This window comes from Lysobacter sp. Soil_N_23, from assembly GCF_057656135.1.
This window is the reverse complement of the sequence record NZ_JBDGKY010000027.1, coordinates 16,405-43,163: the sequence shown is the minus strand read 5'-3', so window position 1 is coordinate 43,163 and position 26,759 is coordinate 16,405. Positions and strand designations below refer to the sequence as shown.

Here is a 26,759-nt window from a genome sequence, read left to right as displayed (position 1 = left end):
TCAACGCGATGGTGCGCGACGGTGTCCGCTGGAACGCCCATCGCGAACAAACCGCTTGACGAGAAACACAGTTGCTCGCTGCGCTCGGGATGACAGGACGGCTCCCGCTGTCCGCTTTGCGGCCCCCCCACCGTTGCATGAGCTTGTGCTCATCACTCCGGGGAAACTGCCATGACCGCCGCCTGCCTGCTGCGCCTGTCCGTTCTTGCGCTCGGCATGGGGATCGCAGGACCTGGTCTGTGCGATGCGCCCGGCACTGCCACGCAGGTACTACCGGAAGGCGCCGAAGCCCGCTTCGAGTACCTCGACGTCAATCGCGACGGCGTCCTGAGCAAGTACGAGTACGACAGCGACGTCGCCTTCGAGGCCGCCGACCGCGACCACAATTCGCTCATCTCCCCCAGCGAGCTGCAGGAGATCCTGGGGCCGCCGGTGCCTGGCGTGCCGACCGTCGCCGACCGGCTGATCATTGCCGACCTAGACAGCGACGGCGAACTCGACGACAACGAACTGCGTCGGGCCCTGGAAATGCGCTTCGGCTGGCTCGACCGCAACAGCGACGGCAACCTCGACCTCGAGGAAATGAAGTCGGGATACGGCGTTCGCGTCCGGCCCTAGTCACGCTTGAGGTACGTGGAAGCGATCAGGCGGGCGCCGCATGCAGGTGCTCGTAGAGGATGGTGGCGCCCACCAGGATCAGGATAACGCCGCCGACCATCTCGGCGCGCTTTCCGATCAACGTGCCCAGCGCCCGGCCGGCCATGATCCCCAGCGTGACCATGGTGAACGTGCACAGCGCGATGACGACGGCGACGACCAGGATATTCACATCGACGAAGGCCAGGCCGACGCCCACGGCCATTGCATCGATGCTGGTCGCCAGTCCGGTCAGGGCAAGCGACCACAGCCCGGCCTTGCCTTGTCGGGTGGTCGGTTCTTCGGCATCGTCCTGGTCGGTGACGGCCTTGTAGATCATGTGGAGTCCCAGCGCTCCGAGCATGCCGAAGGCGATCCAGTGGTCCCACGCCTCGATATGGCGCGAGGCCGCCGAGCCCAGCAGCCAGCCAACGATGGGCGTGAGGCCTTCGACCACGCCGAATATCAGCCCGATCCGCAGCGCTTCCGGCCATCGCGGCCTGAGCATGCCGGCGCCTTTGCCGAGCGCCGCGGCGAAGGCATCGGTGGACATGGCCAGGCCGAGCAGGACGATCGATACCGGGTTCATCGACGCGGCAGTCCTACTTCTCGTAGGTGATCGCGACATCCGCCGCCGTCTGGCTTTGCTTGAACACGCGCGCAGTACCCAGTCCGGACACGGTCAACGCCGTCTCCGAATCCCACCGCACCTTCAACGGCACGTCACCACCGAGGATCAGGGCGTTGCCCGGAATGTTGGGTTGCTCGGCGCTGCGCGGCAAAACGGCGACCTGCGTGTTGACTTCCGTGGTCGCCCCGCAGTTGCGATGGAACACGACGGCGCGGGCCGCCCCGGAGGGCGAGGGCACGATGGTGACCGGCTCGTTCCTGCACTGGTCGCCGCAGCCGGTCATTCCCATTACCAGCACGGCAACGAACAGGCATTTCAGGGAAAGGTTCATGCGATGCCAGCCTCAGCAGTGGATGTAACAAGTGTCGTCCTGGTGCAGCCGGCCGCAATCGTTGCCGGGGAGTAGCGTCACCCGCGCCAGTGATGGCGTCGTGAACGGAGCCGATCGGACCGATGCCATCACGTCTGTTTCACATGCGCTGACCGGACGATTGACCTGGAGCAATGCTTTCGAAGCGGATTCGGCCACATCGCCGGAGCGCCAACGAGCGCGTTGATGGTCACGTCCCTGGAACCGGAGCCCCGCCCATGAATCGTCTGCAGTCCTGCCTGCTTTGCTGTGCGTTGGCAGTCTTCGTCGCGCCGGGTTTGCACGCGAGCGAGCCCGTGGCGAGTGTCGAAGTATCCAAGCCGGCGACGTCGCTGCCGGGCAGCCGTTACGCCTGGGTCGACATGCCGCCGCAGCTGGCGGCGGAATTCGACCAGCGCGTGCAGGACCCGAAGTTGCGCGGAAGGCTGCAGACAGCATTGGACAAGGCGCTCGCGGCCAAGGGTTACCGGCGCACCGAGGACCTGCGCCAGGCCGACATCGCCGTGGCCTACCGCGTCGGCGTGCGCGACAGCGAGGAGACACTGGTCCGCGACACCGGACTGGCCAGCGCCAACGAGGCCGGCGTCGAGTGCAAGGCCGGCGGCTGTTCGCAGATCGTGACCCAGGGCGCCAACGGCGTGCCGGCGGTCAAGCTGGACACCAAGGAGATGGTCGAAGGCGGGCTGCTGGTGGAAGTGCTGCAGCCGGACGACATCCGCGTGCTGTGGCGCGCGCTCTATCGTGGCTCCGTGCGGGCCAGGCACGAGTCGTCGGTCAACCTCGACACCGTGGCCACGCAGACGTTGGCGCAGCTGCCGGCGGCGAGCGCGGCCTCGCCCTGATGCTTCACGGGCGGCCGACGCCCGGCGCGGGAGGGCGCCCGCCTGCTCGCCCCGCGCGCAGTGACATCCGCATGCGCCGCAGCGGCGCCTTCAGCGGCAGTGCGAGGTGCCGGTAGAAGAACGACACGACCCGTCGCGATAGCGGCACGCGGCGCGCCAGCCCTTCCTCGATGGTGTAGAGGCAGGGCGCGCAGATGCCGCAGGGCCTGCCACGCACGGGCGTGTGGCAGAACCAGGTCATGTCCATGATCGCGCTCCAGCCTTCGGCTGCGGCCTGCCGGTCGATGCCCACCTTGTCGATGTGGAACAGCGGAAAGCTGAAGTAGCGGAACAGCCGGAACTCGGCCGTGTGGGCATGGCGAGGGTCGACGCGGACGCTGCGGTAGCCGTCCGGGTGATCCGACTCCAGCGCATACGGTCGTACCAGGGCCTGCACCTTGTCGTCGACGTGCACGCCCAGTTCCATCGCCTCGATCGCGTTGTGCTTGCAGAACGATGGAAGCCACGCGTACTGGCTGCCGATGAACATGCGCCGGCGGATTTCCCTCAGCGCGGCATTGATCTCGTCATCCTCGACGACGTCACGGACCGAGCCGATCCGGATCGGTTGAAGCAGCTCACGGGTATGTGGCCAGGTTGCGCGCAGGTGGTCGCCGATGCGGACCATGGTCTGCAGCTCGATCTGCGTCGATGCCCGGGTCGGGTCTTCCAGGTAGTAAGGGATCACCGGAACACGATGCTTCAGCAACAGCTGCAACAGGCGGAACGTCGAATCCCACCCGCCTGTCCAGAGCAGGTTCACGGTGGATCCGTCGTTGACCTCACATGTGGCTCGCATCAGGCGATCGTGCATCCCTTTACGTGCTTCCCTCTATATGACGCGACCTATATGGCACGTCTCGCCGTGAACGAAAGCTGCATGGCGTTTCGCGCATTCAAAACAGATCGTGAATCGCGCAACGTCGAATCTGGATGATGAATACGCATGAGCTTCGTTGCAGCGAACGAAGATCAAATGTTTGGTGAACGATTGCTCGAAACTGCGACCTGTTGGTCTACGCAAGGTGAAATGCGACGCCGCTTTCCGAAGCTATGCTCGGCTCGAACTCTCCAGGGCTGGAACGAATGACATTGCTGAAGAGAACGACGTTGCTGAAGAGCTCTGGCGCGCAGGCGACACCGACACTCATCGAATCCGGCGCGACGCCTGCCGGCGCGTGGGACCGGCAGGGCTTCTGGCAGTTCGCCGACGCGGCGAAAGAAGCGACGGAAGCGCTGGCCGCGCAGAAGATGAAGGTTCTGCCGCAGCTTTCGATCGAGGATCTGCGCCAGGTCTGCGTGCAGTACCGGTTCTTCACCATCGACTACATCAGCGATCTGGCCCTGTTGCTGGCAAAGCTGCCGTTCGGCGGCCTTCGCAGCCTGCTCAGCGAGATCCTTGCCGAGGAACTGGGCGAAGGCGATCCGGACAAGGCGCATCCGGCGATCTATGACCGCTTCCTGGCGACGATAGGCGTCGAGCCGGCGCAACTGCAGCGATGCATTCCGGCCAATCGAAGCAACCTCGACAGCCTGACGCGACAGCTGTCCGCACGCAGCTCCGCCTTCGGCGTGGGTTTGCGCGGGATGGGCGGCGAGTGCCTGTGCCAGACCTATCTGTCGGTCCTGTTCGAGCACCTGCAGACCCATCCCTACATGCTCGAGCATGCCGATCGCATCGACTGGGAGTTCTGGACCATCCACACCGGTGAGCAGGACATCATCCACGGCGAGCTGACGCGGCAAGCCATAGACGACTACATCCGGCACGAACCCGAAGCGCTGTCGGACCTGGCCGACGGTTACGAATGCAGCATCACCGCATGGAACCTGTTCTGGCGGAACATCTTCGCAACGTGCGCGATCCGTCCGGGCGCGGTGTCATGAGCCAGGCCAGGTCGATCGTGCAGTTCAAAATCGCACAGTTCCACCTTGCCTTCCCGGTCCGTGACCTGGACGAGGCACGCGGTTTCTATGGCGGCGTCATCGGCTGTCCGCAGGGCAGGAGCGACGTCAATTACCAGGACTTCGATTTCTTCGGCCACCACCTGGTCGCCCACCTCGGCGGCGACAGCCGGGCCACGCTCGACAGCCGATTCGACGGCGAGGCGGTGCCGGTTCCGCACTTCGGCATGAACCTGGACCGTGAGTCGTGGGAGACGCTCGCCAGGCGGCTGAAAGCGGCTGGCATCGCCTTTGCCGAGGAGCCGCACCTGCGGCTGAAGGGCAAGCCCGGCCAGCACGTGACGATGTTTCTCTTCGACCCCTCGGGCAATGCGCTAGAGTTCAAGTCGTTCGACGACCCTGAACAGACCTTCATTCCCTGACCTTCATTTGCCCTAGGGCGCAAAGCCATGCGTGACGTCCCCCCTGATGGCGTGCCCGGTGCGGGCACTACGCGATCGGCCGCTGCCCGCGATGACCGCCTGCACGTGCTGCATTCGTGGTCGGCCCATGGCTCGCTGGATCCGCTCGTCGTCACCGGCGCGTCCGGGGTCCACTTCCACGACGAGAGCGGACGGCGCTGGCTCGACTTCTCCAGCCAGCTGGTCAACGTCAACGTCGGTCATCAGCACCCGAAACTGATCGCGGCGATCAAGACGCAGGCAGAGGTGCTGTGCACGGTTGCGCCGTACCACGCCAACCCGGCCACCAGCGAAGCGGCGCGGCTGATCGCCGAAGTCGCGCCGGGCGACTTGAACCGGGTCTTCTTCACCAATGGCGGTGCCGAAGCCATCGAGAACGCGATCCGCATGGCGCGCCTGCATACCGGTCGCCACAAGGTGCTGACCGCCTACCGCAGCTACCACGGCGCGACCGCCGCTGCGATCACCGCGACCGGCGATCCGCGGCGTTGGGCGTCCGAGCCGGGTGCGCCAGGCTTCGCCCGGTTCTGGGGGCCGTATCCGTATCGCTCCGCATTCCATGCAACCACTGCGCAGGAGGAATGCGAGCGCGCGCTGGCGCACCTGGCCGACACGATCATGGTCGAGGGCGGGCAGGGCATTGCCGCGATCGTGCTGGAGTCGGTGATCGGTTCCAGCGGCGTCCTGGTGCCGCCCGACGGCTACCTCCAGGGCGTGCGCGCGCTGTGCGACAGGCACGGCATCATGATGATCGCCGACGAGGTGATGGTGGGCTTCGGTCGCTGCGGCGAATGGTTCGCGGTGGATCGCTGGAATGTGGTGCCGGACCTGATCACCTTCGCCAAAGGGGTCAATTCCGGTTACGTGCCCTTGGGTGGGGTGATCATGAGCGACGCCATCGCCGCCAGCTTCGAATCGCGCGCCTATCCGGGCGGGCTGACGTACTCGGGCCATCCGCTGGCCTGCGCCGCCGCCGTGGCGTGCATCGGGATCTACAAGGACGAGGGCATCGTCGACCACGCCAGACGCCTTGGCGACGAGGTGATCGCACCGGCGTTGCAGGCAATGCAGGCGCGACACCCCAGTGTCGGCGACGTGCGCGGGCTGGGTGTGTTCTGGGCGATCGAGCTGGTGCGCGACCGCAAGACGCGTGAACCGCTGGTGCCGTTCAACGCCTCCGGCGCCGACAACGCACCGATGGTCGCGTTCGCAGCCGCCTGCAAGCAGCGCGGACTGTGGCCGTTCGTGGTCGGGAACCGCCTGCACATCGCACCGCCGCTGATCATCGACGAACAGACGATGCGCGAGGGCCTGTCGATCATCGACGAGGCGTTGGCGACGGCCGATCGTTACTGCGTCGGGTGAGGTGAAAGTGGTGGCCCACAGCCGCCACGGATGGCTATGATCGGCCTCATGCCGTCACTGCTCGCAGCCGTCCTCGATACGTTGGTATTCGTCGTCCTCGCCTGGTGCGTGTGGCGCGCGCTGGGTCGATCCATTCCCATCGCGGTGATCCCGATCATCATCGGGCTGGTGCTGGCGGCCACCGGAGCGGTGCCCGCGTCCTGGGGCCTGCCCTCCGCGATCGGTCAAGACGTCGGTTGGGCTGGCGTGCTTTTGCTGGCCTTCGCAGCGGGACTGGAGACACGCCAGGAGGCGCACCTCCCCGCCAATCCGGGAGCGGCGTCGCAGGCGCGCCCGCGCAAGTTGCGCTTCCTCGCCAGCGCATCGGTCGCACTGTTGCTGCCCTTCTGCGTCGGTACCGTTGCAGCCCATTTCTATTTCACCCGCTTGCCCGGCTGGGCCGCGCCCGGTGGCGGTGAATGGCTGGGTTCGATCGCGATCGGGCTGTGCGTGGCGGTCAGCGCGTTGCCGGTGCTGATCGGCATCGTCCGCGAGCTTGGTCCCTTGCACCGCCGGCTCTCGCAGCTTGCATTGAGCATCGCGGTGATCGATGACGCGGTGCTGTGGATCGGGCTGGCAGCGGTACTGCTCGCTGCCAATGGTGGCTCGCTGCTGGACGGCGTATCGGGCATGCAGGTGCTCGCGCTGCTGCTGGTCGTGGCGCTCGCGCTGACCGGAAGCGCGGTAAAGCGGCTGCGCCTGTCGCCGCCGCGCTGGCTGGTGTGGGCCGCGCTGCCAGTGTTGCTGGCCGCAGGTTCCTGGTCGACGTCGCAGCTTGGATTGCATGCATTGCTGGGCGCCTATTTCGCCGGCGCGATGGTGCCTCAGGCGTGGTCGAAGCAGCTGCCGGTCGAGCGCATCGGCCAGTTCGCGCTGCTCGCGCTGGCACCGCTGTTCTTCGGCCACAGCGGCATGAAGATCGACGGCCAGGTGCTGGGCTGGGCATCGCTGCAGGCCTCGGTCGTGCTGCTGGTGCTGGCCGTGAGTGCCAAGCTCGTGGCGGTGCTGATCTGCCCGCCCGCGCCGCAGTTGCCACGGCGTGAGGCCTTGGCCGTCGGCGCCCTGCTGCAGTGCAAGGGTCTGATGGAAATCGTGGCGGCCACGATCCTGCGCGACAAGGGCCTGCTGTCCGAGCACGCGTTCGCTGCGCTGGTGACGCTGGCCGTGCTGTCGACGCTGCTGACCGGGCCGGCATTCCGCTGGCTGGTACGTCGTCGGGTTGTGGAATCTCCGAGCCGCGAGATGGCTTGAGGCATTCGTCCACGGGGCGGCGTCGTCCGCCGGTTGGGCTTGCGTCTGCGGACGACGCTCTGGCAATTGGTTGCATGGTCTTCGGCGGCCCTCACCCCAACCCCTCTCCCGTAAACGGGAGAGGGGCTCGCACCGTCATCGGAAGACCGTCATCCCCGCGAAGGCGGGGACCCAGCGACGTTGCTCCAATGGCTGGCGACGTGAACTGCCAGCGGGTAATCGAGATGTCCTTCGCTATAGTTGCGCGACCATGCTCGAACGACTCTTCGTCTACGGAACCCTCGCACCCGGACGGCCCAATGCGCACGTGCTGGCGGACGTGCCTGGCACGTGGGAGCCGGCCACGGTGCGGGGCAGGCTGTACGCCCAGGGCTGGGGCGCGGCGATCGGTTTTCCCGGCATCATCCTGGAAGCGTCAGGGGATCAAGTGCAGGGGTTGGTCTTCAGTTCCCAAGCGCTGGCCGCGCACTGGTCTCGACTTGACGAGTTCGAAGGTGAGGGCTACGAGCGCGTGCTGACCAAGGCCAGGCTAGAGGATGGCACGTTGGTTGATGCCAATATCTACCAGCTCAGCGATCGCAGTCCGCCACTTGGAGCCAGTCATGCGTGACGTCGTCGCATCGGAAGGAGAGTTGTTCCGGCGTGTCCTTGGCGACGAGTGGAGCAAGCTGCATCCCGACATCCAGCATCGCTTTGGAATGAATCCTCCGGCAGGGAGCCGGCTCCACTACACCGGTACGTTATGGGAGCTGACGTGCTCGCGACTGGGCAAGCTGATGGCCCGGGCGACGCAGCCCTTCGTCCGCGGCGCGCTGATCCCCGTCACCGACCACGACTTCCCCGTCGACATCGAAGTCTTTTCGCGCCCCGGAGATCCGGCGATCTTCAAGCAGCGGATCTATCGTCTCAACGGGCGTGAGCCGATCACGTTCACTTCGCGGATGGTGGCGCTGGGGACCGATCGCGTCATCGAGTACGTCGGTATCGGCCTGGGCATGGTCTTGAAGCTGTCCGTCAACGACGGAAACCTGCATTTCACCAGCGAGCGTTACTTCTTCCAGGTCTTCGGAGTGCGGATTCCGTTGCCTGGCGTGCTGACGCCGGGCAAGACCTTCCTCGTGCACCGGAATGAAAGTCCGGAGAGCTTCAGCATCCGCATCGAGATCCGGCATGCGCTGTTCGGGACCACCTTCACGCAAGCCGGTGTGTTCCGCGAGCTGAGGCGTTGAACGACGATGGGTTCCATGGTGCGTGACCGGCCAAGGTCAACATGCCTTCTAGCGATGCGAATTCGCATCGTCCTCCGCAACCAGGCTTCCGCCCAGGCCGACACCCATGCCCATGCCGGCGCCCATGCCGGCGCCGCCGCCCATGCCCTTGCCGCCGCCACGACCATCTTCCTTGCCGCCTGCATCGCCCTTGCCCTTGGCGGCGGATGAAGACGGGCGAGCCGGTCCCTGCCGTGGAATCTCCAAGCCGCGCGGTACAGGCTCCAGGTCGAGCACGCCGCGGATGAAATCGCGCAGCGACACCACCAGATCGCCGGTATGGATCGGACGGCCGGCGACCAGGTCGCCGGCGGCGCGGGCGGCCAGTCGCACCTGCTCCTCGGTGCCCAGCAGGATGATGTCGGACAACGCGGCCTCGACCGCATCTCGCACGCGGCGCGAGCGGTCGCTGCCAGCGGCCACGGCGATTTCGTCCGCGCCTTGCTCCGCGCGGCGGGCTTCGCGCAACCGCTGCTCGCGCAGATGGGTCGGATCGACCATGAGGTCGCCGGTGAACGAGCCACCCAGGGTCTTGTAGGCCGCGATCAGCGTGCGCAGTCGCTCGTTGATCTGCCGGTTCTCGCGTTCGCGGCGTTGCTGCACCACCTGCATCACCAGCAGGCGGATGCCGACGCCGATCAGCGTGATCACTGCCAGCCCGACCAGCGTCGACAGCACGGTCTGCCAGGAACTGAAGTCGAGATTGCGCATGCGGCGGCTCCAGGGTACGGGCGACGGGTCCATTGTAGGCACCGCCAACCCTGCGATCGTGACGGCGGCGTGCGGGCCGGGTCGGCGGCGATGGCGATAAGATCGCGATGCCTCACTCCTGAGGGGAGACTGCGCGATGCAACGCAGGGAATTTCTCGGTGCCCTGGCGGCATCGTCGCTCGCATGGGGTCTGCCCGGTTGCGCCGGTATCGATGGCCGAGCCAGCGGGGCAGGCGCAACCGTGATGACGGTGAACGGTTCCATCCCGGCCGCGGATCTCGGCATGACGCTGGCGCATGAGCACCTGCTCGCCGATCTGCGTCCCTATGCCGAGCAGATGGCGAGCCCCATCGCGGTCGACATGGATGAAGTGGTGGAGGTGGTGTTGCCCTATCTGCGGGAAATCCACCGGATGGGCTGCCGCACGCTGGTCGACTGCACCGCCACGACCATCGGACGCAATCCTGTGCTGATAAGACGGCTATCGCAGGCCAGCGGACTGCAGATGCTGACCGTCACCGGCGCCTATGTCGCCGCCGGTGGCCGCTTCGTGCCGCCCTACGTGCTGGCCGAAACGGCCGACCAGCTTGCCCGGCGCTGGAGCGTCGAATGGCGCGACGGAATTGGCGATACCGGCATCCGCCCGGGCTTGATCAAGCTTGGAATCGAGGGCGACCCGCTCAGTGACATCGAACGCAAGGTGCTCCGTGCCGCTGCACGGACGCATCTCGAGTCGGGACTCGTCATTGCCTCGCACACGGGGCCGTGGGCTGAGGTCGCGCCCGGCCGCAATGGGCGATGCGCCTTCGCGCAACTCGACCTGTTGCAAGGCGCTGGCGTCGCGCCGTCGGCCTGGATCTGGGTTCATGCGCAGAACGAGGTGCAGGGCAGCCAGCATGTCGAGGCGGCGCGTCGCGGTGCCTGGGTTTCGTTCGACGGCTTCCGGCCCGGGCAGGAGGCGGCCTATCTGGCCGTGATCGGACGCATGCGCGATGAGGGCCTGCTCGATCGCGTGCTCGTGTCGCAGGACGCAGGCTGGTACAACGCCGGCCAACCGCGCGGCGGCGAGTTCAAACCCTATCTGCCGCTGTTCACCGTCTTGATCCCGGCACTGCGGGAGGGCGGTTTCGACGAGGCACGGATCCATACGCTCTTCGTCGACAACCCATCGCGTGCGTTCGCGGTCCGGGACGTCGCTCCCGCTTCATAGGGCCTGTCGCCACGCTTGCGGCTTCCTTCGCCCGTGGTTGGCTCCCTCCGTCTGCCGGAGGTTCTCTGAACACGCCCCCGAAGGCCGCGGGCGTGCTTGTAAGTGCCTGTCGCAAAAGGCATTCCGCATTGCAGCAAGCCATTTCCGCAAACGCTGGGTAGAGTTCCACCATCCGTCCCGGGACCCCTTCGACCTATGAATCGGCTGGCCAACATCCCCAGTGATGTTTTTTTATGCGTCCGGAATGGTAGCGCTAACTTTTTTTCTGGAAGGTCTGCATGAGCCTGTTCGTCGGTCTCGACGTTGGTACCCAGAGCGTCAAGCTGATTGCCTACGATCCGCAGGCACGCAACGTCGTGGCAACGCACGGCCAGGCACTGGAACTGATTGCCGGCGATGACGGCAGTCGCGAGCAGCACGCGCAGTGGTGGATCGACGCCATCCGCGCCTGCTTCGCGCGCATGGAGCCTGCGCAACGCGCGCGCGTGAGCGCGATCGGTGTGTCCGGGCAGCAGCACGGTTTCGTGCCGGTCGGTGCCGCCGGCGAAGTACTCGCACCGGCCAAGCTGTGGTGCGACACCAGCACCACGGTCGAGTGCGACGAGATCATGGCCGCGGCCGGTGGCGCCAAGGGCTGCATCGCGCTGGCGGGCAATCCGATCCTCGCCGGCTACACCGCATCCAAGCTGCCGTGGACGCGCAAGCACCGGCCCGAGGTCTACTCGCGCCTGGCCGCGATCATGCTGCCGCACGATTACGTCAACTTCTGGCTGACCGGCGAACGCTGGATGGAGTACGGCGATGCCTCCGGCACCGGCTGGCTCGACGTGCGCACGCGCCGCTGGTCGCCGCGCATGCTCGCCGCGACCGATGCGCAGCGCGATCTGTCGGCGCTGCTGCCGCCGCTGGTCGAGGCCGATGCCAGCTTCACGATCGCAGCAAGGATCGCCGACGAGCTGGGCCTGCCGCACGGCGTGCGCGTGGCCGCCGGCGGCGGCGACAACATGATGGCCGCCATCGGCACCGGCAACGTCGCCTCCGGCGTGCTGAGCATGAGCCTGGGCACGTCCGGCACGCTGTTCGCGCACACCGACCATCCCGTGGTCGATGACGCCGGCGGCTGGGCAGCCTTCTGCTCGTCCACCGGTGGCTGGCTGCCGCTGATCTGCACGATGAACTGCACCGTCGCCACCGAAAGCGTCGCGCGCATGTTCGGCTTCAGCAGCCGCGACGGCGATGCGGTCATGGCCGACACCGCGCCGGGCGCGGGCGGGCTGGTGATGCTGCCGTTCCTCAACGGCGAGCGCACCCCCGACCTGCCGCATGCGCGCGGTTCGCTGCACGGTATGGACTCGACCAACCTCACGCGCGGCAATGTCTACCGCGCGGCGATGGAAGGCGCGACCTACGCCCTTCGTTACGGCTACGACGCGCTGACCGCTGCCGGACTGCAGTTCGACGCCATCCGCCTGACCGGCGGCGGCAGCCAGAGCGCTGCGTGGCGGCAGGTGGTGGCCGATGTGTTCGAACTGCCTGTCGCCGTGCCGGAGCAGAGCGAGGGTGCCGCGTTCGGCGCCGCGCTGCAGGCGCTGTGGGCGCACGGTCGCGCCAGCGGCGGTGGCGACGACATCGCCACGATCGCGCGCGAACACGTCGGTACCGACGAGGCTTCGATCGCTCGCCCCGACGGCAACGCCGCTTCCGCCTACCGCTCGCAGTACCGCCAGTTCCGCCGCCACCTCGATGCGGCCATGCAGTCCCACGCCCACTCCAACAACCCCTGACGCCAGCCGGGCCTGCGGCCCGCCACTCCTCACACCCGAAAAAGTGACAGCCACCATGACGACTCCCTTCATCGGCGCCCGCGAATACTTCCCCGGCATTGGCCGCATCCCGTTCGAGGGACGCGATTCCGACAACCCGCTGGCGTTCAAGCACTACGACGCCAACAAGCGCATCGGCGACAAGACGATGGCCGAGCACCTGCGTTTCGCGGTGTGCTACTGGCACAGCTTCTGCAACGCCGGCCACGACCCGTTCGGCCCGGGCACCCGCGTCTATCCATGGGATGCCGCCGCCACGCCGCTGGCGCGCGCCGAGGCCAAGGCCGATGCCTCGTTCGAGTTCTTCACCAAGCTCGGCGTGCCTTACTACTGCTTCCACGACATCGACCTGGCGCCCGACGCCGAGGACATCGGCGAGTACGAGAAGAACGTCAAGCACATGGTCGCCATCGCCAAGGAGCGCCAGCAGGCGACCGGCGTGAAGCTGCTGTGGGGCACGGCCAACCTCTTCAGCCACCCGCGCTACATGAACGGTGCCTCCACCAACCCGGACTTCGCCGTGGTCGCGCGCGCTGCCGTGCAGGTCAAGGCCGCGATCGAAGCGACGGTCGAGCTGGGCGGCGAGAACTACGTGTTCTGGGGCGGCCGCGAAGGCTACGCCTCGCTGCACAACACCAACATGAAGCGCGAGCTCGCGCACTTCGGCCGCTTCCTGACGATGGCGCGCGACTACGGCCGCAGCCTCGGCTTCAAGGGCAACTTCCTCATCGAGCCCAAGCCGATGGAGCCGATGAAGCACCAGTACGACTTCGACTCGGCCACCGTCGTCGGCTTCCTGCGCGAGCACGGCCTGGACCAGGACTTCAAGCTCAACATCGAAGCCAACCACGCCACGCTGTCGGGCCACACCTTCGAGCACGACCTGCAGGTCGCGTCGGACGCCGGCATGCTCGGCAGCATCGACGCCAACCGCGGCAACGCCCAGAACGGCTGGGACACCGACCAGTTCCCGACCGACCTGTACGACACCGTCGGCGCGATGCTGGTGGTGCTGCGCCAGGGCGGCCTGCAGCCGGGCGGCCTCAACTTCGACGCCAAGGTGCGCCGCGAGTCGACCGATGCCGACGATCTGTTCCTGGCCCACATCGGCGGCATGGACGCGTTCGCACGCGGCTTGGAAGTGGCGCACGCGCTGCTGACCAAGTCGCCGTGGGAGCAGTGGCGCGCCGAGCGCTACGCCAGCTTCGACAAGGGCGCCGGCAACGACTTCGCTTCGGGCAAGATGGACCTGGCCGCGCTGAGCGAGCAGGCGCGCAAGGGCGGCGAGCCGGCCAAGCTGAGCGGCAAGCAGGAGCGCTACGAGAACCTGCTGAACCAGTACCTGATGCGCTGAGCGGCAAAGGCCTTCCCCCGTTCCGGCAACGGGGGAAGGAAGGGAGGGTCACCGCGCCACGCGCGGTGACAGGGGGCCGGATCAACGAAGAGGGGTAGGCCATGAACAGCGCCACGCTCGAAAACGCCACGTCCAACCACGACGCCGAGAACACCCGCCTGATCATCCTGGTCAGCTGCGTGGCCACCATCGGCGGTTTCCTGTTCGGCTTCGACAGCGGCGTGATCAACGGCACCGTCGACGGATTGCAGCAGGCATTCGGTTCGAGCAAGGCCGGTCTCGGCTTCGAGGTCGCCTCGATGCTGCTGGGCTGCGCGATCGGCGCGTTCTTCGCCGGACGCCTGGCCGACCGCTGGGGCCGGCGCTCGGTGCTGATCATCTCGTCGGTGCTGTTCCTGCTGTCGGCCATCGGTGCCGGCGCGGCGGCGACGTCCTGGATGTTCGTCATCGCGCGCGTGCTCGGCGGCTTCGCCGTCGGTGCCGCCAGCGTGATGTCGCCGGCCTACATCGCCGAAGTGGCGTCGGCGCGCTACCGCGGCCGCCTGGCCACGGTGCAGCAGATCGCGATCATCGGCGGCCTGTTCTGCGCCTTCCTCAGCAACTACCTGCTGGCCAAGGCCGCCGGTGCCTCGACCGAGGGACTGTGGCTGGGACAGGCAGCATGGCGCTGGATGTTCTGGGTGCAGGCGATTCCGTCGCTGCTGTTCCTGGTGCTGCTGCTGACGATTCCGGAAAGCCCGCGCTACCTGGTGGTGAAGAAGCGCCAGGCCGATGCGCTGGCGGTGCTGACCCGCCTGTACGGTGCGGCCGAAGCACGCACCAAGCTGGCCGAGATCGATGCATCGCTGTCGGCCGACCATCACCGCCCGCAGCTGTCGGACCTGATCAACAAGACCACCGGCAAGATCCGCCCGATCGTCTGGATTGGCATTGGCCTGGCCACGTTCCAGCAGCTGGTCGGCATCAACGTCGTCTTCTATTACGGCGCGGTGCTCTGGCAGGCGGTCGGCTTCTCCGAGAGCGACGCGTTGCTGATCAACGTGCTGTCGGGCGCGCTCAGCATCGGCGCCTGCCTGGTCACGGTGCTGCTGATCGACCGTATCGGCCGCAAGCCGTTGCTGTGGGTCGGCTCGGCCGGCATGGCGGTCTCGCTGGCGCTGATGACCTGGGCCTTCACCACCGGATCGATCGATGCCAACCACAAGCTGGCCCTGTCGGATTCGATGGGCACGCTGGCGCTGGTCGCGGCCAACGTCTACGTGATCTTCTTCAACGCGTCCTGGGGCCCGGTGATGTGGGTGATGCTGGGCGAGATGTTCCCGAACCAGATCCGCGGTTCGGGCCTGGCGGTCGCCGGTGCGGCGCAGTGGACTTCCAACTTCGCCATCACCGTGACCTTCCCGATGCTGCTGGCCAGCATCGGCCTGGCCGGCGCCTACGGCATCTACACGGTGGCCGCGATCGTCTCGGTGTTCTTCGTCCTGCGCTACGTCTACGAGACCAAGGGCAAGGAACTGGAACAGATGGAAGGCTGAGCCGGGGGATGCTTCCGGTTCCGCCCCTACCGCTTCACGTTTTCATGCGGCCGGTTTGCATGCAGCCGGCGGCGCCGACCTTACGGGTTCTCGGCGTCGCCCGGCTTTGCCGGCGGCGCGACCGAGTCGCGCGAGACCAGCTGGTGGGCGACGACGTGGTCGACCACCACGCGCGTGCTGCGGTCCTTGCGGCGGATGTTGCGCAGCAGGATGTCGATGGCCGAGTCGGCCATCGAGGCGATCGGCTGGCGGATGGTGGTGAGCTCGGGCCAGACCGTGGTCGCGGCCGAGGTGTCGTCGAAACCGACCACCGACAGGTCGCGCGGCACGTCGAGGCCGCGCCGGTGCGCGACCGAGATCGCGGCGGCGGCCATGTCGTCGTTGCTGGCGAAGATCGCCGTCGGCGGCTTCTTGTGCGCCAGCAGCTTCTCGGTCGCATCCAGGCCGGAGCGGTAGGTGAAGTAGCCCTGCTGGACGAGAGTCTGGTCGAGCGGAATGCCGGCTTCGTTCAACGCCGCCTGGAATCCTTCGAAGCGGCGCGCGCTGGCGGTCTGGTTCGGATTGCCCTTGATGTAGCCGATGCGCGTGTGGCCGAGCGAGATCAGGTGCGCGGTGATTTCGCGGCTGGCATGGAAGTCGTCGATGCGGACGCTGGAGATCTCCTGGCTGAAGCGTCCCGAGGCGATCGCCACGACCGGCACGCCGGCGCTGACCAGCTCCGACACGACCGCCTTGGATTCGCACAGCGGCGGCGGCAGGATCGCGCCGGCCACGGTCTTGGCCAGTGCGCGCGCGGCATGACGCTGCTGTTCGGCGTCGAAGTTTTCCCAGGTGTCGATGACCAGCTGCGCGGCGGTTCGCGAGGCACCGTTCAACGCACCCACCAGCAGTTCGCGCAGGTAGGCCGCGCTGGGGTTGGTGTAGATCAGGGCGATGCGCGAGTCCTGCGCCGCGGCCAGCGAGCTGGCCGCCTGGTTGGGCGTGTAGCCCAGCTCGCGCACTGCCTGGGTGACGCGTTCGCGGGTGGACTCGCGGACCTTGCCGTAGCCGTTGACCACGCGCGACACGGTCATCGGCGAAACGTTGGCGAGCGCCGCCACCTCATCGATGGTGACGGCGCGACCCTTGCGGCGAACCGATTTCTTGGGCTTTTCCAACGTTCCTTCCTTAGCGCGGCCTAGGTCGGCGCAGACCTTCTTATCTACACCAAAGTGACATCGGACAGGGAATGACAGCGAAGCACATGGTACCGACAACCGCCCCACGCAGCGACAGAGCCTCCGCGATCTCCGGGGCGAGGCGCCTGCTGCGCCAGGCCTTCCAGTGCCTGGGCCGGGCCGGCATCGCGGCGGTTGCCCTGATCGCGACGCTGTCGGTCGTGCCGGCCGCGCATGCCGAGGACGGCTACGACCTGTGGCTGCGCTACCACTTGCTGCCGACCGATAGTGCCACGGCTTACCGCGCACACGTCTCGCAGCTGGTCGTGCCGGATACGAGCCCGACGCCAACCCAGGCCGCCACCCGTGCCGAACTGCTGCGCGGCCTGTCCGGACTGCTCGGCACCGCACCTGCGCTGTCGGCTTCGGTCAACGCCGACGGTGCCGTCATCGTTGGCACGCCCACGTCCTCGCCGCTGATCGCCGGCCTTCGTCTGAAGCTGCAGGGCCTGGGCCGCGAGGGCTACCTGATCCGCAGCGTCAGCGTCGATGGCCGCCGTGCCACGGTCATTGCCGCCAACGAGGATGTCGGCGCACTGTACGGCGCGTTCCACTTCCTGCGCCTGATCCAGACCGCGCAGCCGCTGGCGGCGCTCGACCTGCGCCAGGCCCCGCACGTGCAACTGCGCGTGCTCAACCACTGGGACAACCTCGATCGCCATGTCGAGCGCGGTTACGCCGGCGAATCGATCTGGGACTGGCACAAGCTGCCCGACTACCTCGACCCGCGCTACACCGATTACGCCCGCGCCAACGCCTCGCTCGGCATCAACGGCACCGTGCTCAACAACGTCAACGCCAATGCGCTGAGCCTGACGCCGATGTATCTGGAGAAAGCGGCGGCGCTGGCGGGCGTGTTCCGGCCTTACGGCATTCGCGTGTATCTCAGTGCCCGTTTCAGTGCGCCGATCGAGGTCGGCGGCCTCAAGACCGCCGACCCGCTCGATCCGCAGGTGCAGCGCTGGTGGCGCGACAAGGCCGACGAGATCTACAAGGTCATTCCCGATTTCGGCGGCTTCCTGGTCAAGGCCAACTCCGAAGGCCAGCCCGGCCCGCAGGACTACGGCCGCAGCCACGCCGACGGCGCCAACATGCTCGCCGATGCGGTCAAGCCGCACGGCGGCGTGGTGATGTGGCGCGCGTTCGTCTACTCGCACGAGGAGCCGGACGACCGAGCCAAGCAGGCCTACAGCGAGTTCGTGCCGCTCGACGGCAAGTTCCGCGACAACGTCATCGTCCAGGTCAAGAACGGCGCCATCGACTTCCAGCCGCGCGAGCCCTTCCACCCGCTGTTCGGTGCGATGCCGAAGACGCCGCTGATGATGGAGTTCCAGATCACCAAGGAATACCTGGGCTTCGCCACGCACCTGGCCTACCTCGGGCCGATGTACGAGGAGACGCTGGAAGCCGACACCCATCGTCGCGGCAAGGGTTCGACCGTGGCGAAAGTCGTCGACGGCTCGCTGCACAAGTACGCGCTGACCGGCATGGCCGGTGTAGCCAACATCGGTTCCGACCGCAACTGGAGCGGATCGCAGTTCGACCAGGCCAACTGGTATGTCTTCGGCCGCATGGCCTGGGATCCGTCGCTCAAGGCCCGGCCGATCGCCGAGGAATGGACGCGGATGACCTTCTCCAACGATGCCGACGTGGTCAACCCGATCGTCGGGATGATGATGGGATCGCGCGAAGCGGTGGTCGACTACATGACGCCGCTCGGGCTGCATCACCTGATGGGCAACGGCCACCATTACGGCCCGGGCCCGTGGGTGTCGGGCGGTCCGCGCGCCGACTGGACCTCGGTCTACTACCACCGCGCCAACCGCGACGGCATCGGCTTCGATCGCAGCGCCGGCGGCAGCAACGCCGTGGCCCAGTACGCGGCGCCGGTGGCGCGCGAGTACGGCGACCTCAAGCGCGTGCCGGAAAAGTACCTGCTCTGGTTCCACCACGTGCCGTGGGATTACCGCACGCAGTCCGGCCGAACGCTGTGGGACGAGCTCGTCCATCGCTACACGCATGGCGTCGACAGCGTGAAGCAGATGGAGCAGACCTGGCAGGGACTGGATGGCCGCATCGATTCCGAGCGCCATGCCCAGGTCGCCACGTTCCTGTCGATCCAGCAGAAAGAGGCGCAGTGGTGGCGCGACGCCAGCATCGCCTACTTCCAGACGTTCTCGCAGCGCCCGTTGCCCGAAGGGTCCGCGCCGCCCGCGCATTCCCTCGAGTACTACGAGGCCCTTTCCTTTCCTTTCGCGCCGGGTCACTGAGCCAGCATGAAATCCACTGCATCGAACTCACTGCGTCTTGTGCGTGCCGGCATGCTGGCGCTATTGGCGGCGTCAACCGCGCACGCCGGTGGCAACGCCCACGAACCGTTGCAGGACCAGCCCGGCGCGACCACGTCCGAGCGCAGGCCGGCGCCGCTGCTGCACGAGATGTTCCAGGACCATGCGGTCCTGCAGCGCAATGCGCCGATCCGCGTGTGGGGGCAAGCGGGGCCGGGGCAGGTGGTGAAGGTGACGCTGGCGCGCAAGCAGGCCAGTGCGCGTGCCGACGAGAATGGTCGCTGGCAGGCGACCCTGCCGCCGATGGCCGCGGGCGGACCCTACACGCTGAACGTGAGCGCGATGGGAGGCACGAAACAGACCGTCGACGACGTGATGGTCGGCGAGGTCTGGCTGTGCTCGGGCCAGTCGAACATGGTGCTGCAGGTGCATCGCACGCTGGACTCGCGCGCCGAGATCGCCGGGTCGGGCAACGACAGCATCCGCATGCTGACGGTCGGCGAAACCGGCAGCGTCGCGCCGCTGGAGCATTTCGCCACGCCGGTGAAGTGGCTCAAGGCGTCGCCGGAGACCGTGCCCGATTTCTCCGCGGCGTGTTTCTACTACGCGCGCGAACTGCAGAAGACCGTCAAGGTGCCGATGGGCCTGGTTACCGCGGCCTGGGGCGGCTCGCGCATCCAGGCCTGGACCAGCGGCGAGGCACTGCGCGCCTCAGGGCAGTACGACGACGAACTCGACGTGCTGGCGTCCTATGCGCGCGATCCGGTCGCCGCGGTCGGCCAATGGGGCGATGTCTGGGCCAAGTGGTGGCGCGGTCGCAAGGACTACAAGGCAGGCGATGACCCGTGGGCAGCGGGCTACGCCGCCACCGACGGCTGGCGCAACGCACCGCGTGCCCTCGGTCCCTGGGAGGAGTGGGGCGTGAAGGACCTGGCCGAGTACGACGGCATGGTCTGGTTCCGCACGTCGGTGAAGCTCACCGAACAGCAGGCCGCGCAGGAAGCGGTGTTGCTGCTGGGTTCGATCGATGAAGTCGACATGACCTGGGTCAATGGGCATGGCGTCGGCAGCACGTATGGCCCGGGCTCCGGGCGCGAATACGCGCTGCCGGCAGGACTGCTGAAGGCCGGCGACAACTCGGTCACCATCAACGTGCTGGACACCTATCGCGCTGGCGGCATGAGCGGCCCGGTCTCGGCGTATGCGCTCCGCTTCAAGGACGGGACCACGGTGCCGCTCGACGGCGCCTGGAAGTATCGTCCGGCGCCAGGCTACGACTGGCCGCCGCGCGCGCCGTGGCAGACGGCCGCAGGCCTGTCGACGCTCTACAACGGCATGATCGCGCCGATCGGCAAGTACGGCTTCCGCGGCATGCTCTGGTACCAGGGTGAGTCGAACACGTTCGAAGCCGATCGCTACGCCGACCTGCTGCGCATGTGGCGCAAGGACTGGCGCTCGCGTTTCGGCGCCGACCTGCCGGTGCTGATCATCCAGTTGGCCGGCTATGGCATGCCGAAGTCGCAACCGGCCGAAAGCGGCTGGGCCGAATTGCGCGAAGCACAGCGCATCGTCGCCAATGAGGAGGCCCGCAGCGGCCTGGCGGTGACGATCGACATCGGCGACCGCTACGACATCCACCCGCCGAACAAGCAGGAACTCGGACGCCGCCTCGCGCGCGCTGCACGGCATGCGATCTATGGCGACAAGCAGCCGCCGTCGGGACCGGTGCCTGCGTCGGCAAAGCGCGAAGGCGATGCCGTGGTGATTTCGTTCGCCGATGTCAGCGATGGCCTGGTCGCCTTCGGCGCCGACGGCCCGATCGGCTTCGAGCTGTGCGGCGCGGCGAAGGACAGCTGCCACTACGCCGATGCCCGCATCAACGGCAACAACGTGAGCCTGCGCGCCCCTGCGGCGGTGAATGTCACGCGCGTGCGCTATTGCTGGGCCGACGGCCCGGTCTGCACCCTCTTTGACGGCGCCGGCCTGCCGGCCGGTCCGTTCGAAACCCCCATCAAGTAAAAGCATCCAGCCGAGTGATTCGATGATGAGTACCCACCCCCAAACCGAAACCACGACACACGGCTCCTCGCGCGATCGCGAGATCGTCGATGCACGCGTCATCGTCACCTGCCCGGGGCGCAACTTCGTCACCCTGCGCATCGAAACCCGCTCGGGCGTCGTCGGCCTCGGCGATGCGACGCTCAACGGCCGCGAACTGGCCGTGGCGTCGTACCTGCGCGATCACCTCGTGCCGAACCTGATCGGCCGCGACGCCGGCCGCATCGAGGACATCTGGCAGTTCTTCTATCGCGGCGCCTACTGGCGTCGCGGCCCGGTGACGATGACCGCCATCGCCGCCGTCGACGTTGCGCTGTGGGACATCCTCGGCAAGATGGCCGGGCTGCCGCTGTACCAGCTGCTGGGCGGTCGCTCGCGCGAAGGCGCGCTGGTCTATGCCCACGCCAACGGCCGCGACATCAGCGAGGCCAGCGAGGAGGTCGGCAAGTACCGCGAGAAGGGCTTCCTCGCCGTGCGCGCGCAGAGCGGCGTGCCCGGCGTGAAGAAGGCCTACGGCATCTCCAGCGGCGGAAAGCCCTATGAGCCGGCCGAGAGCGAACTGCCGGCCGAGACCGTGTGGTCGACGCCGAAGTACCTGGAAGTGGTGCCGAAGCTGTTCGAGCGCCTGCGCGCCGACCACGGTAACGATGTCGAACTGCTGCACGACGTGCATCACCGGCTGAGCCCGATCGAGGCCGCGCGTCTGGCCCGCGACGTCGAACCCTACCGCCTGTTCTGGCTGGAGGACGCCACACCGGCAGAGAACCAGAAGTCGTTCGAGCTGATCCGCCAGCACTCGGTCACGCCGCTGGCCGTGGGCGAGGTCTTCAACTCTATCTGGGACTGCAAGCACCTGATCGAGAACCAGCTGATCGACTACATCCGCACCACGATCGTGCATGGCGGCGGCATCACCCACCTGCGTCGCCTGGCCGACTTCGCCGGCCTGCACCAGGTGCGCACGGGCTTCCACGGCGCTACCGATCTCTCGCCGGTGTGCATGGGCGCGGCCCTGCACTTCGACACCTGGGTGCCGAACTTCGGCATCCAGGAGTACATGTTCCATTCCGAAGAGACCAACGAGGTATTCCCGCACGACTACGTGTTCCGCGACGGACGCCTGCACGTCGGCGACACGCCGGGCCACGGCGTGACCATCGACGAGAAGCTCGCCGCGCGTTACCCGTACTCGCCCAAGCAGCTGCCCATCGCGCGTCTGGAAGACGGCTCGATGTGGGACTGGTGATGTCGATGCGGCGGCTGCTCAGGCGGATGGTTTCGTTGCTGCTGGCATTGTCGGCGGCATCGGCGCAGGCGCGCGAGCCGGTGCTGTTCGACTGGTTCGAGTACCGCGGCCATGACGCCACGTTCGAGCAGCCGTTGCCGGAAGGGAGCTTCCGCAACCCGGTGCTCGCCGGGTTCCATCCCGATCCGGCGGTGGTCCGCGCGCGCGACCGTTACTACCTGGTCAACTCCAGTTTCGGTTTCTTCCCGGGCATCCCGGTGTTCGAAAGCCGCGACCTGGTGCACTGGACGCAGATCGGCAACGCGATCGAGCGGCCGTCGCAGCTCGACTTCGATGGCCTGGGCATGTCGCGAGGCGTGTTTGCGCCGACGATCGCCTACCACGACGACACCTTCTACGTCGTCAACACCGCGGTCGACAATGGCGGCAATTTCCTGGTGACGGCGAAGGACCCGGCCGGCCCATGGTCGGATCCGGTCTGGCTGCCGACCATCGACGGCATCGACCCGTCGCTGTTCTTCGACAGCGACGGCAAGACCTACCTGCTCAACAACGGCGAGCCGGAAGGCAAGCCGCGCTACGACGGTCATCGCGCGATCTGGATGCAGGAGTTCGACCTGGCACAGCGTAAGCCGGTCGGCCCGCGCAAAGTGCTGATCGACGGCGGCGTCGATCCGTCGAAGAACCCGATCTGGATCGAAGGCCCGCACATCTACCAGCGCGAAGGCTGGTACTACCTGGTCTGCGCCGAGGGCGGCACCGGGCCGGATCATTCCCAGGTGGTGCTGCGCAGCCGCACCGTGTGGGGGCCGTATGCGCCTTATCCGGGCAACCCGATCCTGACCCAGCGCGATCTCGATCCCGCGCGCGCGAACCCGATCACCAACGCCGGCCATGCCGACCTGGTCGAAGGGCTCGACGGCAGCTGGTGGGCGATCTTCCTCGCCAGCCGCAACTACGGTGGCGTGCACTACAACACCGGGCGCGAGACCTACCTGCTGCCGGTGGCATGGAAGGATGGCTGGCCGGTCATCCTCGATCAGGGGCGCGCGATCCCGCAGGTCCTGCCCGGTCCTCGCTTCATGGAGCGTGGTCAGTCGCAGGCGCCGATGACCGGCAACTTCACCTGGCGCGACGAGTTCGACAAGCCCGCGCTCGATCGTGCGTGGATGCACGTGCGCGTGCCGAAGCGGCCCTGGGTAGATCTCGCTGCGATGCATGGCCAACTGGCGATCCATCCGCTCGCGGAAGGCCTGGACACGTTGCGCAATCCTTCGTTCCTGGCGCGGCGGCAGCAGCATCTTGCCTTCGAGTCGAGCACTGCGCTGACGGTGCCGGTCGAAGCGGGCACGGAAGCGGGCATCGTCGCGTTCCAGAACGAGCGCTACTGGTACTTCCTGGGTGTGCGTCGCGTTGGCGCCAGTCTTGAACTGTTCCTGCAGCGCAGCAGCGCCGGCAAGGCAAGCACCGTCGCCACGACGACGATCGCGAATGCGACGACGCTGAAAATGAAGATCACCGGCGACAGTGGTGCCTACTCGTTCGCCTTCGATGCCGACGGCAAGGGCTGGCAGTGGCTGCGCCGCGATGACGACGGAACCATCCTCAGTACCGATGTCGCCGGCGGGTTCGTCGGCGCGGTGGTGGGGCCCTATGCGCGTGTGGAGGAAAGCCGATGAAAGGGATGGGCATGAAGGCAAAGTCGCTGGGTCCCCGCCTGCGCGGGGATGACGGGAAAGGGGCGGGTCGGGTGCGTCCGCTGCGCTGGGTCATTGCTGGCGTGCTGCTGGCGGCCAGTGCACAGGCGCTGTGCGCGACGCCGTCTACCGACGCCGGAGCTCCGGCTTACCTCGACCTCAACCGCAGCTTCGAAGAGCGCGCCGCCGACCTCGTCTCGCGCATGACGCTCGAGGAAAAGGCCGCGCAGATGCAGAACGGCGCGCCTGCCATCGAGCGCCTGGGCGTGCCGGCCTACGACTGGTGGAACGAGGCGCTGCACGGCGTCGCCCGCGCCGGCGCGGCGACGGTGTTCCCGCAGGCGATCGGCATGGCGGCGACCTTCGACGTCCCGCTGATGGGCCAGATCGCCACGGTCATCAGCGACGAGGCGCGCGCCAAGCATCACGAGTTCGCGCGGCGGGGGCAGCACGGCCGTTACCAGGGGCTGACCTTCTGGTCTCCCAACATCAATATCTTCCGCGACCCGCGCTGGGGCCGTGGCCAGGAAACCTACGGCGAGGACCCGTACCTCACCGCGCGCATGGGCGTGACGTTCGTCAAGGGCCTGCAGGGCGACGACCCGAAGTACCGCAAGCTCGACGCCACCGCCAAGCACTTCGCCGTGCACAGCGGCCCGGAGGCGGACCGCCACACCTTCGATGCGAAGCCCAGCCAGCGAGACCTCTACGAGACCTACCTGCCGGCCTTCGAGGTACTGGTGAAGGAAGGCCAGGTCGACGCGGTGATGGGCGCCTACAACCGCGTCTACGGCGAATCCGCCAGCGCCAGCAAGTTCCTGCTGCAGGACACCCTTCGCGGCCAATGGGGCTTCAAGGGCTACGTCGTCTCCGACTGCTGGGCCATCGTCGACATCTGGAAGCACCACAAGATCGTCGCCACGCCCGAAGAGGCCGCCGCGCTCGCGGTGAAGAACGGCACCGAGCTCGATTGCGGCGACACCTACACGCCATCGTTGCCGGTGGCGGTGAAGAAGGGCCTGAGCACCGAGGCCGAGATCGATCACGCGCTGACGCAGTTGTTCACCGCGCGGATGCGTCTTGGCATGTTCGACCCGCCGGAGAAGGTGCGCTGGGCCGGCATCCCCTACTCGGTGAACCAGGCGCCCGCGCACGACGCGCTGTCGCGCAAGGTCGCGCAGGAGTCGATCGTGCTGCTCAAGAACGACGGCGTGCTGCCGCTGTCGCGCGATACCAAACGCATCGCCGTGGTCGGCCCGACCGCCGACGACACCATGGCGCTGCTCGGCAACTACTACGGCACGCCGGCCGCGCCGGTGACGATCCTGCAGGGTATCCGCGAGGCCGTGCCGAACGCACAGGTCGTGCATGCGCGCGGTGTCGATCTGGTGGAAGGTCGCGACGATCCGGCGGCTACGCCGCTGATCGAACCGCAGTACCTGCGCCCGGAGAAGGGTTCGAGCGAACGCGGCCTGCGCGGCGAGTACTTCCGCAGCCGCGACCTGTCCGGCAAGCCGGCGCTGGTCCGCGTCGATTCGCAGATCGGCTTCCGCTGGGACCGCGGTTCGCCGACCGACAACCTGATGGCACGCGGCGAGGCGCACGGCGGGCAATCGGTGCCGTCGGACAACTTCAGCATCCGCTGGAGTGGCCAGCTGCTGCCGCCGGTGTCGGGGACCTACCAGCTCGAAGCATCGGCGAACGACGGCTTCCGCCTGTACCTCGACGGCAAGCGGGTGCTCGACCAGTGGAAGGACAGCGACCGCCTGCGCGCCGACAGCGCCACGGTGACGTTGCAGGCCGGGCGCAGCTACGATCTCAAGCTCGAGTACTACGACGGCGAGCGTGACGCAGGCGTGCGCCTGGCCTGGCGCATGCCAGGTGCCAAGCCGCCGTTCGAGGAAGCGCTGCAGGTGGCGCGCGAGTCCGACGTGGTGATCTTCGTCGGCGGCCTCACCGGCGACGTCGAAGGCGAGGAGATGACGGTCAGCTACCCGGGCTTCGCCGGCGGCGACCGCACCGACATGCGCCTGCCCGCAACGCAACGCAAGTTGCTCGAAGCACTGCACGCGACCGGCAAGCCGGTGGTGATGGTGCTGACCGCCGGCTCCGCGCTGGCGGTGGACTGGGCCCAGCAGAACCTGCCGGCGATCGTGATGGCGTGGTATCCGGGCCAGCGCGGCGGCAGCGCGGTGGCGGACGTGCTGTTCGGCGACGCCAACCCCGCCGGTCGCCTGCCGGTCACGTTCTACAAGGCCGACGAGAAGCTGCCGGCGTTCGACGACTACTCGATGCAGGGGCGCACCTACCGCTACTTCGAGGGCGAGCCGCTGTATCCGTTCGGTCACGGTCTGTCGTACACCACGTTCGCCTACTCCGATCTGCGTCTGGACCGGGCCAAGGCCGGTCCGAAGCAGCCGGTGACGGCGACGGTCAAGGTGCGCAACAGCGGCAAGCATGCAGGCGACGAGGTCGTGCAGCTGTACGTGCGCGCGCTCGATCCGAAGCAGCCGCATGCGCGCAAGGACTTGCGTGGCTTCCAGCGCGTGAACCTGCAACCGGGTGAGGAGCGCACGCTGACGTTCGCGCTCGATCCGTCGGTCGACCTGCGCTACTACGATGTTGGCACCAAGGCGTACGCGGTCGAGCCGGGCAGCTATGAGGTGCAGGTCGGTGCGTCGAGCGAAGACATCCGCGCACGCACCAAGCTGAGCATCACCAAGTAGCACCCGTTTAAGCCCCTCTCCCGCTCGCGGGAGAGGGGTTGGGGTGAGGGCAAAGGCAACAGCAACGTCCCTGGATCCCCGCCTTCG

22 protein-coding genes are annotated in these 26,759 nt (G+C 67.1%); 17 read left to right on the top strand and 5 right to left on the bottom strand.

The window, feature by feature from the left end:
• Positions 1-171 precede the first annotated feature (171 nt).
• The gene (locus tag AC3A3X_RS16290; RefSeq protein ID WP_487584069.1) at positions 172-618 is read left to right on the top strand and encodes an EF-hand domain-containing protein; all 447 of its coding nucleotides are present in this window, start codon (positions 172-174) and stop codon (positions 616-618) included.
• 25 nt (positions 619-643) lie between these two features.
• Here AC3A3X_RS16290 and AC3A3X_RS16285 read toward each other — a convergent pair whose 3' ends face one another.
• Positions 644-1,225 (bottom strand): manganese efflux pump MntP, encoded by a 582-nt coding sequence (locus AC3A3X_RS16285; protein ID WP_487584068.1) that lies wholly within the window; start codon positions 1,223-1,225, stop codon positions 644-646.
• Positions 1,226-1,238: 13 nt separating this feature from the next.
• On the bottom strand, positions 1,239-1,598 hold the full coding sequence (locus tag AC3A3X_RS16280; protein ID WP_487584067.1) for a hypothetical protein: 360 nt from the start codon (positions 1,596-1,598) through the stop codon (positions 1,239-1,241).
• A 257-nt stretch (positions 1,599-1,855) separates the two neighbouring features.
• On the opposite strand from AC3A3X_RS16280, the gene AC3A3X_RS16275 reads away from it, so the two are divergent.
• The gene (locus AC3A3X_RS16275; protein ID WP_487584066.1) at positions 1,856-2,479 is read left to right on the top strand and encodes a DUF4136 domain-containing protein; all 624 of its coding nucleotides are present in this window, start codon (positions 1,856-1,858) and stop codon (positions 2,477-2,479) included.
• A gap of 4 nt (positions 2,480-2,483) precedes the next feature.
• Here the strand turns inward: AC3A3X_RS16275 and AC3A3X_RS16270 are convergent, their stop codons facing one another.
• Entirely contained in the window at positions 2,484-3,317 is an 834-nt protein-coding gene (locus AC3A3X_RS16270) for a hypothetical protein (RefSeq protein WP_487584065.1), read from the bottom strand.
• A 311-nt stretch (positions 3,318-3,628) separates the two neighbouring features.
• Here AC3A3X_RS16270 and AC3A3X_RS16265 point away from each other — a divergent pair, with 311 nt between their 5' ends.
• The 6 genes from AC3A3X_RS16265 to AC3A3X_RS16240 all read left to right on the top strand — a co-directional run bounded on the left by AC3A3X_RS16265 (position 3,629) and on the right by AC3A3X_RS16240 (position 8,768).
• A complete protein-coding gene (locus AC3A3X_RS16265; protein WP_487584064.1) occupies positions 3,629-4,405 on the top strand; it encodes an iron-containing redox enzyme family protein in 777 nt (258 codons plus the stop codon).
• Positions 4,342-4,845, top strand: a complete 504-nt coding sequence (locus AC3A3X_RS16260) for a VOC family protein (protein WP_487584063.1) — start codon at positions 4,342-4,344, stop codon at positions 4,843-4,845. Before AC3A3X_RS16265 ends, AC3A3X_RS16260 begins: the two co-directional genes overlap by 64 nt.
• A gap of 27 nt (positions 4,846-4,872) precedes the next feature.
• Positions 4,873-6,249, top strand: a complete 1,377-nt coding sequence (locus AC3A3X_RS16255) for an aminotransferase class III-fold pyridoxal phosphate-dependent enzyme (protein WP_487584062.1) — start codon at positions 4,873-4,875, stop codon at positions 6,247-6,249.
• Between the two features lie 48 nt (positions 6,250-6,297).
• Positions 6,298-7,539 (top strand): cation:proton antiporter, encoded by a 1,242-nt coding sequence (locus tag AC3A3X_RS16250; RefSeq protein ID WP_487584061.1) that lies wholly within the window; start codon positions 6,298-6,300, stop codon positions 7,537-7,539.
• Between the two features lie 250 nt (positions 7,540-7,789).
• Positions 7,790-8,149, top strand: a complete 360-nt coding sequence (locus AC3A3X_RS16245) for a gamma-glutamylcyclotransferase family protein (RefSeq protein WP_487584060.1) — start codon at positions 7,790-7,792, stop codon at positions 8,147-8,149.
• Positions 8,142-8,768, top strand: a complete 627-nt coding sequence (locus AC3A3X_RS16240; RefSeq protein WP_487584059.1) for a DUF4166 domain-containing protein — start codon at positions 8,142-8,144, stop codon at positions 8,766-8,768. Before AC3A3X_RS16245 ends, AC3A3X_RS16240 begins: the two co-directional genes overlap by 8 nt.
• 48 nt (positions 8,769-8,816) lie before the next feature.
• Here the strand turns inward: AC3A3X_RS16240 and AC3A3X_RS16235 are convergent, their stop codons facing one another.
• Positions 8,817-9,518 carry a hypothetical protein gene (locus AC3A3X_RS16235; protein ID WP_487584058.1) on the bottom strand — a complete coding sequence of 234 codons (702 nt, stop codon included), beginning with the start codon at positions 9,516-9,518 and terminating at the stop codon, positions 8,817-8,819.
• 136 nt (positions 9,519-9,654) lie between these two features.
• Here AC3A3X_RS16235 and AC3A3X_RS16230 point away from each other — a divergent pair, with 136 nt between their 5' ends.
• From AC3A3X_RS16230 to AC3A3X_RS16215, 4 genes are all read left to right on the top strand, one after another.
• Entirely contained in the window at positions 9,655-10,728 is a 1,074-nt protein-coding gene (locus AC3A3X_RS16230; protein WP_487584057.1) for a phosphotriesterase family protein, read from the top strand.
• A 278-nt stretch (positions 10,729-11,006) separates the two neighbouring features.
• Positions 11,007-12,512, top strand: a complete 1,506-nt coding sequence (gene xylB / locus AC3A3X_RS16225) for a xylulokinase (RefSeq protein WP_487584056.1) — start codon at positions 11,007-11,009, stop codon at positions 12,510-12,512.
• A gap of 55 nt (positions 12,513-12,567) precedes the next feature.
• Complete coding sequence (gene xylA / locus AC3A3X_RS16220) at positions 12,568-13,905, top strand: xylose isomerase (protein WP_487584055.1); 1,338 nt, start codon at positions 12,568-12,570, stop codon at positions 13,903-13,905.
• A gap of 101 nt (positions 13,906-14,006) precedes the next feature.
• Positions 14,007-15,440 carry a sugar porter family MFS transporter gene (locus AC3A3X_RS16215; protein WP_487584054.1) on the top strand — a complete coding sequence of 478 codons (1,434 nt, stop codon included), beginning with the start codon at positions 14,007-14,009 and terminating at the stop codon, positions 15,438-15,440.
• An 80-nt stretch (positions 15,441-15,520) separates the two neighbouring features.
• On the opposite strand, the gene AC3A3X_RS16210 is transcribed toward AC3A3X_RS16215, so the two are convergent.
• Complete coding sequence (locus AC3A3X_RS16210; protein ID WP_487584053.1) at positions 15,521-16,597, bottom strand: LacI family DNA-binding transcriptional regulator; 1,077 nt, start codon at positions 16,595-16,597, stop codon at positions 15,521-15,523.
• A gap of 71 nt (positions 16,598-16,668) precedes the next feature.
• Here AC3A3X_RS16210 and AC3A3X_RS16205 point away from each other — a divergent pair, with 71 nt between their 5' ends.
• The 5 genes from AC3A3X_RS16205 to AC3A3X_RS16185 are packed head-to-tail and all read left to right on the top strand — an operon-like array spanning position 16,669 to position 26,672.
• Positions 16,669-18,927: an alpha-glucuronidase family glycosyl hydrolase gene (locus tag AC3A3X_RS16205; protein WP_487584052.1), complete on the top strand. Its 2,259-nt coding sequence runs from the start codon at positions 16,669-16,671 to the stop codon at positions 18,925-18,927.
• 6 nt (positions 18,928-18,933) lie between these two features.
• The gene (locus AC3A3X_RS16200; RefSeq protein ID WP_487584051.1) at positions 18,934-20,964 is read left to right on the top strand and encodes a sialate O-acetylesterase; all 2,031 of its coding nucleotides are present in this window, start codon (positions 18,934-18,936) and stop codon (positions 20,962-20,964) included.
• Positions 20,965-20,989: 25 nt separating this feature from the next.
• Positions 20,990-22,249, top strand: coding sequence for a D-mannonate dehydratase ManD (gene manD / locus AC3A3X_RS16195; RefSeq protein WP_487584050.1), 1,260 nt, complete (start codon positions 20,990-20,992; stop codon positions 22,247-22,249).
• 5 nt (positions 22,250-22,254) lie between these two features.
• Positions 22,255-23,928, top strand: a complete 1,674-nt coding sequence (locus tag AC3A3X_RS16190; RefSeq protein ID WP_487584049.1) for a glycoside hydrolase family 43 protein — start codon at positions 22,255-22,257, stop codon at positions 23,926-23,928.
• An 11-nt stretch (positions 23,929-23,939) separates the two neighbouring features.
• The gene (locus AC3A3X_RS16185; protein WP_487584048.1) at positions 23,940-26,672 is read left to right on the top strand and encodes a glycoside hydrolase family 3 protein; all 2,733 of its coding nucleotides are present in this window, start codon (positions 23,940-23,942) and stop codon (positions 26,670-26,672) included.
• Positions 26,673-26,759: the final 87 nt, after the last annotated feature.